Raw genomic sequence first — 13702 nt, 5'->3', positions numbered from 1 at the left:
AGTCCTTGAAGGTGTAGCCCATCAGCTCGTAGTGAGCCGGTGGCCGCATGCTCTCGGGCTGACCGAACTCGGACGCTTCCTCGAAGCTGTCCACCGATCGGCTCTGCGGGATGGCATCGGCGGTGTTGGTCGTGTTGAACGTCAGCAGATTCGTCAATGCTGACCGTTCCGCGTTCCACGCCTTGACCACTGCGGCCACTTCGTCCCAGATGACATTCAGGTCGACGCCGTCGGCGGTGGTGTTGACCAGTGCGTCCCCAGCAGTGGCGTAACCACCTTCCGCGCCGAACGGCGGCAGATGCCAGAGCGGATGCAAGTGATCAAGATTGGTGCGCGGGGCTGCGAGAGCACTCATCGGTGCGAGCCTTTCAAATAGGGTCTGGAACACCCAGGCTCGCAAGCGCGGCCCGAGCTGAAAGGTAGATTCCAGCCGCGCCTGCGCTAGGGTGCCGACTCTCGCCGTACGGGAGCTTATGCGGTCGTACCGCGGCCCGATGAAAACGGTTATACCCCATCATGTTCCGGCGCGCATCACCCGCGAACGGGGCGGACGCGCGGGCCACGGTCGGCTAGAGTGGGACTCAGCGGGCAAGGCCTGCAGTCGATTTCGTACAGAAACGCCAGAGAGCACCGTTGTAGCTATGACAAGAATCGCTTCCTTCGCACAGTACCTAGACGTGACCGACGCCGCGCGGTACCTGAACAGCCTTGGGTTCATCGCAGCCACTGTGGAAACGGTGAAGTACCACGCCTACTACACCGGGAAACTGCCACGCCCGAAGGTCGTAGGCCGCAAGGCCTATTGGAGCCGGGAATCGCTGGATGCCTTGGTGGAGGCCCTGTGAGACCGCAGCATCCATTGATGACCTAGTACCGAGCTGGACCGAGTGAGAGGCACCAACGTGACCGATATCGATTCCGAAGATCAGCAGTATGACCGCGCGCACTGGCAGCAGTTGAATCGCGATAACGCGATAGCCGGTCTGCCACCGGTGATGCCGGATCAGTGGGCGGGAATCAACGCGATGGCCGAAGAAATGGACAACCTGCTCGGCGTTCCTGTGGCTGAACTCGACAACAACCCGAAGGCACAGGCCGCCGCCGCCGAGAAGCTGCGGGAAGCGCTTCGCCCCGACAATCAGGATGATTTCGAGGAAATGCACCTAGACATTCCCGAACCGGGTTTGGACACCAGGTGGCGACCTGACTACCAAGGCGGCGATATCTGTCCGCGCGCCTATGTGTACAGCCTGCCTGCACGCACCTTCATGTGGGTTCCGCTGCAGGATTATGGCCAGTGGGAGCAGGTCGCCGCAGCGTATAAGGACGACAAACTGCGGTGCCAGGTCCACTGCATCCGCGGGTGCGAGTACTTCGCGAACACGCCACCGACGATGCCATTGACCGCGTATATCGTTAATCGAGGCGAGACGCTGGTCATTCTCTACATCTGCTCACTGTGCCGCCAGCGAATGGACGACCCAAGTTGGACCGGCGATGAGTACCCGCAACGTGGCCCGCTGCCCTGGTACGACGAAGGCCCAACAGCGCCTGAGCCCGACAGCCAAGACGACCCATTCGACCACTGATGTTCGAGCAGCAACGCATAGTCCAACTACACCAACAGGGGTACTGCACCGCTGCGATCAGCGTTCGGCTGCAGGTGTCCACCGAGACTGTGCGGGCGGTGGTGGCCAAGGCTGCCGCCCGGCAGGCACTGGACGACCTGAGACCGGACAACGTGCGGCGAGCGCAGCTGGCCAAGGTTGAGACCAAACGGGCCGAAGCTCTGCAGCTCCTCGCCGAGGCTGATGCTGACCTGCGGGCAGGTTCGTGAGATGTCCCTATCGTTTCCGGATGTGACCGGCCTGGATGTATTCGACGCGGCTTGTGAGTACGCCGCGCACGGTATCCCTGTGGCACCGTTTGACCCGTCAAAAGGCAAGGGCAAATCGTGCTGGAACCTGGTCGGGTACCGAGACATCACGACATCGCGAGCAACGCTGGCTCAGTGGCGAGAACAGTTCGGACCCTTCAAGGCCCTTGCGACCAGTCCGGGCGGGTTCGGCTGCGTAGTGATCGACGTTGATCGTCCCCAGTCCACGCCCCAGCATGTGCGCGAGCACCTGGCGCACGCGGTGTATGTGAACACCCGACCCGACGAGAGCCCGAACCGGGGCCATTACTGGCTCAAGCTGGGCCGGGGCCTCCTGTTGGGTAATCCGACGCTGCCGTTCGGCGAGGTGCGGTGCATGGGCGGTGGAGTGGTGATGCCTCCCTATGGCGACCGTCGCGTCGTGCGTGCCGGTGAACTGCCGGCTATCCCGGCTGAGCTGGTCAGTTACCTAATGACACAGAGCGGGCAGGCAGGTGCCGGGAGTGTGGACACCCGCAACAGGTCGACTGTCGGTCAGTTCTGCAACCGGTACAAGGACAACGCCCGACCGCACAAGGTGGCCGCCCTGGTGAAGCTGCATGACAGCCAGCTGCGGCGGGGGAGAAGTCCTCACGACGCGATGCGCGAAGCTCTCAAGGTCGGTTTGAGTGAGGCCCGCATCGGCTACGTTCCCGCCCGGTCAGTGATACGCACCCTTCGCGATCACTGGGACCGTGACCGCCAAGAGTTCACCCGCTTGGTCTATTGGGCGATTGCAGTGGCCGAGAGCAGCAGCACCGAAGCGCTGAAGGTCAAAAGCGACCGGTGTCCCGGAACCGACTCCAGAGAGTATGCGTAGCTAGTAGGAGGCTGCCAAAGTTTCGACCGCTGCGGCGGCTACATTGACGTTTCGCGTCGGTGTGGCCGCTGTATTGCGTTGCAGGGCATTAGCTTCCGGCGTCAGACTGATGCTTGGCGCGCGTTGGTCGGCTAAATTCGAAAGTGCCTGCGGTTGGCGGCATTCGGCCCCGACCCGCTCATCATCGGAGAGTGAGAATGTCTGCGCCAGTGAAACAGTTCTACGATCGCGCGGAGGTTGTTGCCATTGCCCACGCGCGCGGCCTCAAGCACATCACCGAGAACTCGGTCATCACCGCTGCGTACAAGAACCACAAGCCGCTGAAGCTCACCAAGGTCAACGGTCGTGTCTACTACGCGCACCACGACGTGGAGATCTGGCTTGCCGGTGACCGGGTGAGCTGACCAGTAGACCCGTGGCACGCAGCCACGACCCATAGTGGCTCAACTAAGGCGGTGAAGCCTGGCCGATTACAGAAACGTGACCCGCTCAGTTCTGGTGAGAGAGAACGGGTCACGTCGCGAGAGGAAGTAACCCCGATTATGCCAGACCCCAATGCCGGTGTCGGCGCCAACGACGACGGGAACTCACCCGTCGCTGGCAGTGATCCGCCGCAATCCAAACGGTTCAGCACCAATGATCATGCTGGGCAGGTACGTCTTTCGCACTTCCTGGCGCGGTACTTCGACGGCCACCTGATCTATGTCACGAATACGCCGACCGGGTGGTTCTACTGGACTGGTACGCACTGGCAAGAGGATGACATCGGCAGAAGCGTTGAGGCGGTCAAGGCAACGCTGAAGCGCGCCGCCATGCGAGCGGTCAACCTGCAGGCGACGAACCCGCAGCGGGCCGACAAGCTGCTGGCTGACGTGAAGAAGTGCTGGAGTACGGCAAGCGGTGTTGCCGGCGTGCTCAAGATGGCGGAGAGCAATCCCGTGTTCGCTCGGTCGGTACACCGACTCGACGCAGACTCGCATCTGCTCAACATGCCCAACGGCACGCTCGATCTGCGGACGTTGAAGGTCAAGGACCACGACCCGGCAGACCTGATGACCCGAATCACGCACGGACGCTATTTCGGCGATCAGCGCGACAAGGTCGGCCCGGTGTGGGATGCCCACCTGGATCGCATATTGCCGAAGCCGGTGCGGCGGTATCTGCTGCGGGTGTTCGGCAAAGGCGTGCTGATCGGCACGTTGCCGGAACCGAACATGCTGGCGGTACTTCATGGCCCGAAGGGACGCAACGGCAAAAGCAAGACGTACGAAGCGATCATCACCGCGCTGGGCGGACTCAACGGGTACGGCTATCAAGCCAACTCAGAACTGCTGCTCGAGCAGAAGGGATCACCGCACCCCACGCGCCTGTTCTCGTTGAGAGGTAGGCGGTTTGTTGTCACGGCCGAGATCAACGAGGGCCGCAAGCTCAACGCCGCTTTGATGAAGGAACTCACCGGCAACCAGTTCATCAACGCCCGCGCCATGCACAAGAACGAAATCCAGATGCCGGTGACCTGGCTTCTGGTGATGGTGACCAACAATCTCCCGCAGGTCGACTCCAACGATATGGGCGTGTGGAAGCGGATGAAGACCATTCCCTTCACGGTCGAGCTGGCCGAGAAGGACCAGGACGAACAGCTGGCGGAGAAGCTTGCCACCCAGCGCGAGGCAGACGGCATCCTCACCAGCCTGGTCCAGGGGTACAGGGACGCTCTTCAACACGGGCTGGAAGAGCCGGAAGAAGTTTGCATGGCGACCAAGCGCTACCGGCTGAACAACAACAAGGCCGGTCGGTTCATCGACGAGCGGTGCCTAGTCGGTGCGCAGGCAGCCGCTGCAGTGGAGCACGGAGCGCACTACCCAACGTCCACCGAGATCGTGGATGCGTACGTCAAGTGGTTCTACGAAGACAACCCCGGAACGACCGGAATGCCACTGGGGCCGAAGCAGTTCAGCCAGGCACTGAAGGGCCTTGGCTTCGAGCGCGTGCAGGGCCTGCCCGACAAGGTGTGGAGATGGGCCGGACTGGTGCTCGACAAGGAGGACGCAGATGGCTGACCTGGGATGTTGCCCTGTCACCACTTTCACCACTTTCGGCCTATTCCTGTCATGCGCTATAGGCAATTCGGAGAATAGGACCGAAGTGGTGGCAAGTGGTGAAAACGCCGTGACCAGCGAAAACGTAGCTGTACAGAAGGATCGGAGATCCAAATGAGCGACGATAACGAAATTCTCGACGCTGAGGCAGTGGAAATCGTTGACACACCCAATCTTCCGGTTAGGCAGGTATCGACTAACCCACGCATGGACTATCCGCGGTGGAGCGAAGAATGGTGGACGCTTGCCTCTCCCGAGGTGCAGTCGCGAAGATGCGTCGCGCACAAAGGTAACGGTGACCGCTGCCTGAAGGCTGCGATCAAAGGTGCGACGGTATGCCGTACGCATGGAGGGGCAACACGCCACGTTCGCAACGCTGCTCGCGTCCGTCTCGAGAACGCCGCTGACCTGATGGCGAAGAAGCTACTCGGCATCGCGATCAGCGGAGAATCAGAGGCAGTGCGTCTCAACGCCATCCGAGATGCGCTCGACCGCGCGGGTTTGAAAGCGCCGTCCGAAGTCGTGCTGTCCCAGGGCGAAATGAAACCCTATGAGACCGTATTCGAGAGCATCGGCGGCGATCCTGCAGTAGCAGGATTCCCTAGTGTGCCTATCGGAGAGGGCATAGCAGCCGGCGCTTCCACCTCCCCGGCCCCTGCCTACCCAGGATACGCCGATGACGAGCACGCGGAGGCCGGGAGTGATGGCCACGCTGAAGCTGACGAGTACGGCGCGCAGCCTGCGCCCACCGGGCCGCCACGACAGCCCCGACCGCCTGAGCGCGACCGCGACCGGCAATCTCAGCCGCCCTCTCGGCACATCACAGGTGAGGCCGCCATGCAGGTCGCGAACTGGGCAAACCGTGCGATGGCAGAAAGCCACGGCCTGCCCTGGGGTCAATCTGACCGCAGACGGCGCTAGAGGGCGAGTTTCTGCAGGTCAGTCATTGTAGCCACCGTTGTGTCAGTCGGCTAAAAGTTAAGGCGTAAGGCGCAACCGCTCGGTTACGCCCCAACCGAAGGGAACGACAACATGGCGACGAAGGTAGGGAAACGGGATTCGATGTCACCGTTGATGTTTGGCTACACGCGAGTGAGCACGGACGAACAGGCCGACAGGCGCAACGGTGTAGAGGCACAGTGCGACACCATCGACAGCGAGGTTGCTCGGCGCGGCTGGACTGTGGAGCACTTCGCGGACGAAGGCGTGTCGGGGAAGTCCATCGGTCCGAAGCTGTCAGAACTGCTGCAGCTTCTAGCTTCTGGGCAGGGTGACGGTCTGGTGGTGGCGAAGTTGGATCGCTTGAGCCGATCAATCGTGAACGCCTCCAACATCATCGAATCAGCGCAGGTGCAGGGGTGGTCGCTGGTGATTCTGGATCTGGGGGTGGATCTGACCACGGCGGCGGGCCGGATGCAGGCGATGATGTTGGTCAACTTTGCGCAGTTCGAACGCGAATTAATCTCGGAGAGAACTAAGGCCGCGCTTGCGGCGAAGAAGCGCAGAGGCGAGCGAATCGGAAGGCCTAGAGCGGCATCCGCTTCGGTGGTGCGGCGGATCGTTCGCGACCGAGACGCCGGCTGGACTTACGACGCTATCGCTTCCGCGCTCACCTCCGAGAAAGTGCTATCGCCACTAGGCAATCCGGCATGGCAACCGTCGACAGTGCGCCGCATTTACCGCAGTGCCACGGCTGAGGCGGTGTCGGCATGAAGCAAGAGCAGCGGCCAGATGACCGTGATGACCCGAGTGCCGAGAAGGCAGAACCGACACAGCGGCCACTGCCAGAGCCAACCTGCAAGGGCATGGCTTCCAACGGTGTGGAAGAGGACAGCTGAGATGGCGTACATCAGGGTTCGCGAAACGACGGCCAGAGCCAAGGGGCGGCAGGTCAAGAGCTATGTGGTGTGTTGGCGTGAGCCGGTGCGAGATGAGTTCGGTGCCGTTGTTCCCGGCAAGACACTGCAGCGCACTGACACCTTCGACACCGAGAAGGCAGCCAAGGCTCGTCTGCTGGAGGTGGAGAACGGCTTAGCGGGCACTAGGGGCATCGACCCGAGCAGTGCGAAGACGAAGGCCAACACGGCTCTGGGCATCTATGCCCGGCAGTACCTGGATAGTCTGGTCGGACAGATCGAGCCAGCCACCATCGACGGCTACGAGAAGCTGTACCGGACACATATTGCGCYGGAGTTTGGCAGCAAGCCGGTGGCAGCCATCACCGCAGCAGATGTTGACCGCTTCCGGGCTAGCTTGTTCGCCCCTCACCAGCGCCGCAGCTTTGTCACTCGCGGCAAGCCTGACCCCACTCGCAAACCCACCACCCCCGGCACCTGCCTGGTGGTCCGCAGCCCGAAGACGGTCAAGCACATTGTCGGAACGCTCAAGCGCATGCTTGATACCGCTGTCCGTGACGGCGCGATTTCGCAGAACCCAGTGCTTCCTGGGCCGCGACGGACAACCAAGCGAAGGGCTGCCTCAGACACCCGCAAGCCGTTTAGTCACCGTCCGCTGACCGCCAACCACGTAGCAGCGGTATATGACTGGATCGCGGCCAACTCGTCCAACGGGCAGGGGAACGCGGTGTATGCGCTGGCTGTGCTCTTCGCCGCGCATACCGGTGTGCGGGCAAGCGAGCTACAGGGTCTGCAGGTTCAGGACGTCACGCTATCGGATATCCCGGGCACGGTCGGAAGCATCCGAATCCTACGGACTGCTGTACGAAAGTCCGGAAGTTGGACCTATGGAACCCCGAAGTCTGAGGCCAGCTCCGACCGGGTGGTGCCGCTGGCAGCGTGGTTGGCAGATGAGATGCGGGAGTACCTGACCCAGGTGCATCCTTTCGCCGGCAAGTACCCGCACGTCCCGTTGTTCCCCGGTCGCCGCAGCCGTTCGAATTTCGACTGGGCTAAGCCGGTCAACGCGGACAACCTGTACGACAACTACCTGCAGCCCGCCACCGCAGCTCTTGGCCTAGGGTCTGTGCGGTTTCACGACCTGCGGCACACCTTCGCCACGATGAACCTGAGCGCGGGGGAGCACTACATGCAGGTTTCGAAATGGCTGGGACATTCCAGCTTCGTTTTGACGCTAACTACCTACGCGGACTACATCAACGAGGACGAACTGGCCGCCCCGAAGGTCGGGCGCGGTGTAGCCACTTTCGACAGCAATGTACTTAAGTTCGCTGCTGTCGCGAACTCGTAGTCAGAGCAGACGCTTCCACTTCATCGGGAAGGACTGGTTTGTTGCCGCAATGATTTTGACCGCACGCTTCGGCTGAGTCTTGACGACCCAAACGCAGAACACGAGCCAGAGAGTGCGAGACAAAAGTGCGGCCAAGACAGCAGCTACAGCGAAATCGAGCACAACAAACCCCTGCCTTATGCTCGGTCACCGGAGTCCGAAAAAGGTTAGGTTCGTTGCATATGGCTGCAAAGGGAGTTACGCCGGTGCTGTCCCGCCTCGCCGGAGGTTTCATGTCCGACAGAATCAAATGATACCGACCGTATCGCCGCAATGTAAGGCCTACAAACGGGGTTGCGGACCGAGCAACCTGCTGCTGATACATGGAGGGTGACCGCCCGGTCGCTAGAGCGGGTTCAGTAGCCCTTTGCTCTCGACCTCCGCAATGCCGAGATCAGTCAGAAAGACTCGTTCGCCCGACAGGTGAACATGGTGTCTTTCGTCGAGCGTTTTGACGTTCCGGGCGTAGTTTCTACGGTGATTATCCGGTAGCCACGCGCGAAGTTGTGACGCCTCCATGCCTGCTGCACCCTCTCGATAAAGCAACAGCAGCATGTGATGTGTGCCTGCCACGTCCTTGAGCAAGCGCGGAAACCCGTCGATGACCTGCACCGCCGGCACTTCCTTCTTGACGATGTCCTCGATGATTTTCTGGGCTTCGGCAGTCGGCACATTGTGGTACAGCCGAACTAGCTCCGTCATAACCCAGTCCAGTATGTGGATAACGAGGCCGGAGTCCTGCAGCCCGATCTCGATGCTCCCCAGGTGCGCAACATTCCGTTTGTTCCGGATGTCGTACACAGCCTGGAGTGTTCGGGGAATGTGTATCCGGATGCTGTCGTCGGCGCTGGTTGTCTGCGCTAACTGGCCCAGGAGCGTAGGCACCTTCGGCAGATTGGCCCCAACTGCCGTGTAAGTGCCCAAGGCTGCCCACTGAAGCACCCGGAACACAGCCTCAGAGAATCGTGCACCCTCGACAGATGACGGCCGGTAGTCGCGACGGTGGAACCGGGTCTTGGCCTCTTGATATGCCGCGATCACTTCAGCGACAAGATCGGCAGGCACCCCCGCAGCGAGAAAGCCAGCCTCAATAGCCCCAGCAGTCACTCCGCGAACTGCCCGTATTTCAACACTTCGGCCTTAAACGAGTCCAGGTATGCCCGGCGGATCTTGACCCGCTTGTTGCCACCTTTTGCGCCGGTAATCACGATATTTTCGATCCTGTCCACGTTCTTCGCAAAGTTGCTATCCGCGCGGTTGAACTGCTCGCACTCAGCACGAGCGAGCGCTAAGTCAACTTCGGGGTCGCCTGTCCAATAGTGAGTCGCAACGGTGATCAGCAGCGTGATGAGCTTCTGTGCCGCAGAATTTTCCTTGGGCAGCGCGCCGGTCTTCAAGACCACGTGGGGAGCATTGTCATGGATGTGTACCAGGCGTTCCAGTAGATCGATCGATACGCCCGTGCCTTTGCTCATTCGGTCGTAAAACTCATCCTCGCTTGCGGGGGAGTCGGACGTCTGCCCGCTAGTCGCACCATCACTGGTATTGGAAGGTCCGTTGCCCGGATTTTCCTCGGTTGACGTGTCGTCCTGGCGGTTGCGCTTCGGTGCTTCAGAGCCCGAGAGAATGTCGATGGCACGACCGAGGGCGAGTTCGTGTAGCGGTTCGGGAATCTTCGAATCCTGGACGGCTTTCCACGCCTTTGTCAGCAGATCAGTTACATCGACAGACAACAGAACCCCCGGTGGCGAGACAATGGCAGTCGGTAGAGAGTACAACCGTCCTACCAGCGAACATGTCGCGACTCGCCTCAAACCGGCAAATTTGCTTCGGTGCTAATTCTGGCTAAAGGGCGGCTGAGAGAGACGCGGCGTTAGGACAGGCCGTGTCATCGACCAGCAGGTAGGGGCCTCGGCGTCGCGCCATGTAGCGCCGTGTCGCTGTCACTGCGCTGTCACTGCGCTCCGAGACTGATGATGGCAACGACTGAGCAGACGCCGGGATGATCCTCTGACCTCGGGTGACGCGTGGTGCCCCCACCAGGGCTCGAACCTGGGACCTGCGGATTAAAAGTCCGTAGCTCTACCAACTGAGCTATAGGGGCGTGGTGCAAAAGGATACTGGGCGGCCCTCCCGGACGGATGGGGGTATCCGGTTTGGGATTTCGCAGGGCTGTGTCCTAAGCTATCGAAGCTTCCAACGTCACCGGCGTTGAGAGCGGCCCGGAGAAATTCGGATAGGCCCCCATCGTTTAGCGGCCTAGGACGCCGCCCTTTCACGGCGGTAGCACGGGTTCGAATCCCGTTGGGGGTACGGCGCGAAGGTGGTGACACACCGGAGCGATGCAGTAAAGAGCAAGGCCCTGTGGCGCAGTTGGTTAGCGCGCCGCCCTGTCACGGCGGAGGTCGCGGGTTCGAGTCCCGTCAGGGTCGCCATTTCGGCGAGGTATTCCGGTCGCAAGGCCGGAGCCTTCCGGCCAGGTAGCTCAGTTGGTACGAGCGTCCGCCTGAAAAGCGGAAGGTCGCCGGTTCGATCCCGGCCCTGGCCACCACGTTTCATCACTTCGCAACGCTGTTGCCCCCCACCTCCATCTTGGTGACGAAGGGCGACGTCATCGCTCGCACCAGCGCCCCGTAGGCGACCCCGAAGTCGATCTCGTCGCCGACCGCGACCTCATGATCGCCCAGGTCGACCACCAGATGATCGCTGCTCATCCCGAGGATCGTGATGCCCTTGGGCGGCTGCAGACCGTCCGGGTCCACATCCTGGCGACCCAGGGCCAGGATTGCCTGGTGCACGGTGCCGCTGCCGGTGCGCAGCGGCGCCGCCCCGAACGCCGCCTGCGCGCGGTCCCCCCACGGCTGTGCCGGTTTCACGGCGACCTCGATGATCTCGGCGGTCAGCGTGAAGACATCGGTGTGCAGGCCGGGGATCGGGGTCCGGTACAGCGGATCGAGGCCGAGCAGGATCGCCTCGCCGAGCCGCAGCTCGTCGATCCGGCCGACATCGTGGGTGTGCAGCGCCCAGTTCAGGTTCGCCGAGTTGCCGCCGGAGACGACGTCGAGCGAGATCCCGTGCAGTGCCTCGATATCGTCGGCCAGCCCGGTGAGCACGCCCATGTTCCGGTCATCGGGCACGACGCCGTTCTGACAGGCCAGGTTCGCGCCGAGCCCGACGAGCCGCAGCGACGAATGACCGAGGACGGCGCGCACCGCCTCCGGGGCGTCGTCGAGCGAGATGCCTTCGCGTAGGTCGCCCAGTTCGACCACCAGCACGACGGCGTGCATCCGCTTGCGCTCGGCCGCGGCCTGATCCAGTGCCGCCAGCACGACGGCCTCGGTGTTCAGGCTGATGTCGGCGATGTCGACGACGGCTGCCACCTGGCTGAGCATGGGTGAGCGGATCAACGTGCGCAGCGGTGAGCGGCCGAGCCCGGCCAGCCGGGTCAGGTTCTCCACCCGGGAATCACCGAGGCCGCGGGCCCCGCCGCGCAGCATCGCCGCGCCGACGCCCGGCGAACCCAGTACGGCCTTGGTGATTCCGGTGACCCGGATGCCCGACTCGTCGAGCCGGTCGACCAGGATCCGGGTGTTCTGCTCGACCTTGTCGAGATCGGTCTCGATGCGAAGCGTCACATCGGGGTTGATGTGGCGGCGACCGCCGCGAGCGCAGGGAAGGCCGTCAGCACCATCTCGACCAGATCCGACGACGGGCGGGTCAGGGGATCGGTGACAGGGAGCCCGAGCTGCGAATGATGTTCGGAGATCGCGGTATTCAGCTCGTCTTCGGTCATGTCCTCGTGGTTGATCGTGACCCCGATGACGCGGGTGTCGGCGAACGCCTCGATCAGGGCGATCTCGCTCGCCGCGGTCGGCATCGGCACCATCGGGAAGTCGCCGAGCACCGCGCGCTTGGGCGCGTGCTGCACGATCACCCCGGCGGGGCGGCTGCCACGCAGGATGTGCGCCGACGTCAGGTATGCGGGGTGGCTGAGAGCGCCCTGGCCCTCGACCACGATCACGTCCGGGTCTTCACCCTCGAACGCGGCGACCACCTGGTGCTCCACCTCACCCGAGCAGAACTGGGGGACCAGCGCATCCAGGGCGACGCCGTATTTCCCGCCCTGGATCAGGGTGGTCTGGCCGGTGCCCACCATGACCGCCTTGATGCCGTGCGCGTTCAGCGCCTGGACCAGCAGGGTGGCCGTGGTGCGCTTGCCGATCGCCCCGTCGGTGCCCAGGATCGCGATCCGGGGGCAGGTGACGTCGAAGATCCGGCCGGAGAACAGGTGCAGGTCACGCTTGGCCTTGGGCCGGCGCACATCGGTGATGGTGACACCGGCGATCACGGCGGCCGCGGCGAACTCGGGGTCGTCGTTGAGGAACTCGTGTAGGCCGTTGATGATGTGCATCCCGCGGGCGATGCCGTCGAGCAGTACGACCCGTTGCTGGTTGGACAGCAGGCCGTCGGCGGGTGCCAGTCCACAGATCAGGTAGTCCGGCACGTGGCCGGCGTGCGCGATGGACTCGGCGAGCGAGGCCAGCACCGGGATGCCGTTGGCGGTGCCGTCGAGGAGTTTCCCGGCGTCCGACCCGGCCCGGAGGCTGTCGATGACGCTGAGGATCTCGTACTTCTCCGAGTGCCGGACCAGGCCATTGGCGGTTTTGCCGTCCTGCTCGCCGAACTGTCCCTCGCAGTACACGATCGCGGTGGAACCGGCGGGCAGCGCGAACGGAGTCGCGGGATGGATGGACTCGCTCGGCTGGAACGCATCGAGAGACGGGATACCACTGGCACGCGAAGACATAGATTCCTCTGAGAAGTCTCAGAGAAGGCGACGCAATCGAGGCGGGGCGATGTAGCCCGACGTTCAACGAAGTGGTCTGCCCTGAGGGCCGGCAAGATTACCGACATGTTAACGGTACCGGATAGATCGTGACTGACCTGCATCTACCGACCCGGCCTACCGAATTGTCAGCTCCGTAACATCTGCCCCACCGATCACGATCAAGTACACGTGTCGCAATCATTCGGGGATGAAAAGCGCAGTCGGTGCAAGACTGTCATCGGTGCCCTGCTTGTCGCGTTGGCCTTCGCCTGCGCCGCCGCGCCGCAGGCGAACGCCCAACCTGCCGGCAAGGACTTCACCAAACCCGCCATCGTGATCCTGGGCTACGGGCTCACCCCCGACGGCTGGATGCGTCCGATCCTCTACACCCGCGTGTTGACCGGACTGGCTGTGGCACAGGCGTTTCCGCAGTCCCCGATTATCGTCACCGGCGGCAACCCGAAGAACGGGCGCACCGAGGCCGGCGAGATGCGCAACCTGCTGCGCCTGCTCGGCTTCCCCGCGAACCGGATCATCGTCGAGGACAAGGCCAACAGCACGGTCCAGAACGCCCAGTTCTCCGTCCCGCTGGCCAAGAAGGCCGACACCTCGGGGATCATCCTGGTCACGTCCTCGACGCATCAGGGCCGCGCCGACGGGAACTTCGCCGACGCGGGCGGCGACATGCTGGCCACCGTCAGCTTCCCGGACGGCAATCCGCAGACCAACATCACCCAGTTCATCCGCGACGTGCTCAGCCCGCTGACCCCCATCGGCTGAGCCGTTCTATGGTG

At 62.5% G+C, this 13702-nt stretch carries 14 protein-coding genes, 4 tRNA genes and 1 pseudogene; 13 read left to right on the top strand and 6 right to left on the bottom strand.

Going from position 1 to position 13702, the window contains the following annotated elements; all coding sequences use genetic code 11:
• A pseudogene (locus AC1DTF_RS24520) lies at positions 1–355 on the bottom strand (hypothetical protein); the annotation flags it as partial.
• 286 nt (positions 356–641) lie between these two features.
• Between AC1DTF_RS24520 and AC1DTF_RS24515 the strand changes: the two are divergent.
• The 9 genes from AC1DTF_RS24515 (at position 642) to AC1DTF_RS24475 (ending at position 8041) form a co-directional block, all read left to right on the top strand.
• Positions 642–845 (top strand): DNA-binding protein, encoded by a 204-nt coding sequence (locus AC1DTF_RS24515; protein ID WP_477475963.1) that lies wholly within the window; start codon positions 642–644, stop codon positions 843–845.
• Between the two features lie 57 nt (positions 846–902).
• Entirely contained in the window at positions 903–1589 is a 687-nt protein-coding gene (locus AC1DTF_RS24510; RefSeq protein ID WP_477475962.1) for a hypothetical protein, read from the top strand.
• Between the two features lie 74 nt (positions 1590–1663).
• Positions 1664–1837, top strand: coding sequence for a hypothetical protein (locus AC1DTF_RS24505; protein ID WP_477475961.1), 174 nt, complete (start codon positions 1664–1666; stop codon positions 1835–1837).
• Between the two features lie 22 nt (positions 1838–1859).
• On the top strand, positions 1860–2735 hold the full coding sequence (locus AC1DTF_RS24500; protein ID WP_477475960.1) for a bifunctional DNA primase/polymerase: 876 nt from the start codon (positions 1860–1862) through the stop codon (positions 2733–2735).
• Between the two features lie 197 nt (positions 2736–2932).
• Positions 2933–3139 (top strand): DNA-binding protein, encoded by a 207-nt coding sequence (locus tag AC1DTF_RS24495; RefSeq protein WP_477475959.1) that lies wholly within the window; start codon positions 2933–2935, stop codon positions 3137–3139.
• 138 nt (positions 3140–3277) lie between these two features.
• Entirely contained in the window at positions 3278–4795 is a 1518-nt protein-coding gene (locus AC1DTF_RS24490) for a DNA primase family protein (protein ID WP_477475958.1), read from the top strand.
• A gap of 153 nt (positions 4796–4948) precedes the next feature.
• The gene (locus tag AC1DTF_RS24485) at positions 4949–5755 is read left to right on the top strand and encodes a hypothetical protein (protein ID WP_477475957.1); all 807 of its coding nucleotides are present in this window, start codon (positions 4949–4951) and stop codon (positions 5753–5755) included.
• Positions 5756–5866: 111 nt separating this feature from the next.
• Positions 5867–6547 carry a recombinase family protein gene (locus AC1DTF_RS24480; protein ID WP_477475956.1) on the top strand — a complete coding sequence of 227 codons (681 nt, stop codon included), beginning with the start codon at positions 5867–5869 and terminating at the stop codon, positions 6545–6547.
• 126 nt (positions 6548–6673) lie between these two features.
• Positions 6674–8041: a tyrosine-type recombinase/integrase gene (locus AC1DTF_RS24475; protein WP_477475955.1), complete on the top strand. Its 1368-nt coding sequence runs from the start codon at positions 6674–6676 to the stop codon at positions 8039–8041.
• 384 nt (positions 8042–8425) lie between these two features.
• Here the strand turns inward: AC1DTF_RS24475 and AC1DTF_RS24470 are convergent, their stop codons facing one another.
• The 3 genes from AC1DTF_RS24470 to AC1DTF_RS24460 form a co-directional block, all read right to left on the bottom strand.
• Positions 8426–9187, bottom strand: a complete 762-nt coding sequence (locus AC1DTF_RS24470; protein WP_477475954.1) for a hypothetical protein — start codon at positions 9185–9187, stop codon at positions 8426–8428.
• Positions 9184–9813, bottom strand: coding sequence for a hypothetical protein (locus AC1DTF_RS24465; RefSeq protein ID WP_477475953.1), 630 nt, complete (start codon positions 9811–9813; stop codon positions 9184–9186). Before AC1DTF_RS24465 ends, AC1DTF_RS24470 begins: the two co-directional genes overlap by 4 nt.
• Positions 9814–10108: 295 nt before the next feature.
• Positions 10109–10184 (bottom strand) — tRNA-Lys (locus tag AC1DTF_RS24460).
• A gap of 136 nt (positions 10185–10320) precedes the next feature.
• Between AC1DTF_RS24460 and AC1DTF_RS24455 the strand changes: the two genes are divergently transcribed.
• The 3 genes from AC1DTF_RS24455 to AC1DTF_RS24445 all read left to right on the top strand — a co-directional run bounded on the left by AC1DTF_RS24455 (position 10321) and on the right by AC1DTF_RS24445 (position 10631).
• Positions 10321–10393: transfer RNA gene (locus AC1DTF_RS24455), tRNA-Glu, on the top strand.
• Positions 10394–10438: 45 nt separating this feature from the next.
• Positions 10439–10515: transfer RNA gene (locus AC1DTF_RS24450), tRNA-Asp, on the top strand.
• 39 nt (positions 10516–10554) lie between these two features.
• Positions 10555–10631, top strand: a tRNA-Phe gene (locus AC1DTF_RS24445).
• Positions 10632–10638: 7 nt separating this feature from the next.
• Here AC1DTF_RS24445 and AC1DTF_RS24440 read toward each other — a convergent pair.
• Both AC1DTF_RS24440 and AC1DTF_RS24435 read right to left on the bottom strand, forming a co-directional pair.
• Complete coding sequence (locus tag AC1DTF_RS24440) at positions 10639–11715, bottom strand: alanine/ornithine racemase family PLP-dependent enzyme (protein WP_477475952.1); 1077 nt, start codon at positions 11713–11715, stop codon at positions 10639–10641.
• Positions 11712–12887, bottom strand: a complete 1176-nt coding sequence (locus tag AC1DTF_RS24435) for an N-acetyltransferase DgcN family protein (RefSeq protein ID WP_477475951.1) — start codon at positions 12885–12887, stop codon at positions 11712–11714. The genes AC1DTF_RS24440 and AC1DTF_RS24435 overlap by 4 nt, the downstream gene beginning before the upstream one ends.
• Before the next feature lie 210 nt (positions 12888–13097).
• On the opposite strand from AC1DTF_RS24435, the gene AC1DTF_RS24430 reads away from it, so the two are divergent.
• Positions 13098–13688: a YdcF family protein gene (locus tag AC1DTF_RS24430; protein ID WP_057167926.1), complete on the top strand. Its 591-nt coding sequence runs from the start codon at positions 13098–13100 to the stop codon at positions 13686–13688.
• The last annotated feature ends 14 nt before the right edge of the window (positions 13689–13702 follow it).

Source organism: Mycobacterium sp. P4_H6 (genome assembly GCF_056400845.1).
The sequence above is the reverse complement of the archived record's forward strand: the minus strand, read 5'-3'. Positions and strand labels throughout refer to the sequence as shown.

Coding starts and splice junctions, on each gene's coding strand:
- AC1DTF_RS24490 (WP_477475958.1), top strand. CDS start 3,278: ATGCCAGACCCCAATGCCGGTGTCGGCGCCAACGACGACGGGAACTCA.
- AC1DTF_RS24485 (WP_477475957.1), top strand. CDS start 4,949: ATGAGCGACGATAACGAAATTCTCGACGCTGAGGCAGTGGAAATCGTT.
- AC1DTF_RS24480 (WP_477475956.1), top strand. CDS start 5,867: ATGGCGACGAAGGTAGGGAAACGGGATTCGATGTCACCGTTGATGTTT.
- AC1DTF_RS24495 (WP_477475959.1), top strand. CDS start 2,933: ATGTCTGCGCCAGTGAAACAGTTCTACGATCGCGCGGAGGTTGTTGCC.
- AC1DTF_RS24435 (WP_477475951.1), bottom strand. CDS start 12,887: ATGTCTTCGCGTGCCAGTGGTATCCCGTCTCTCGATGCGTTCCAGCCG.
- AC1DTF_RS24515 (WP_477475963.1), top strand. CDS start 642: ATGACAAGAATCGCTTCCTTCGCACAGTACCTAGACGTGACCGACGCC.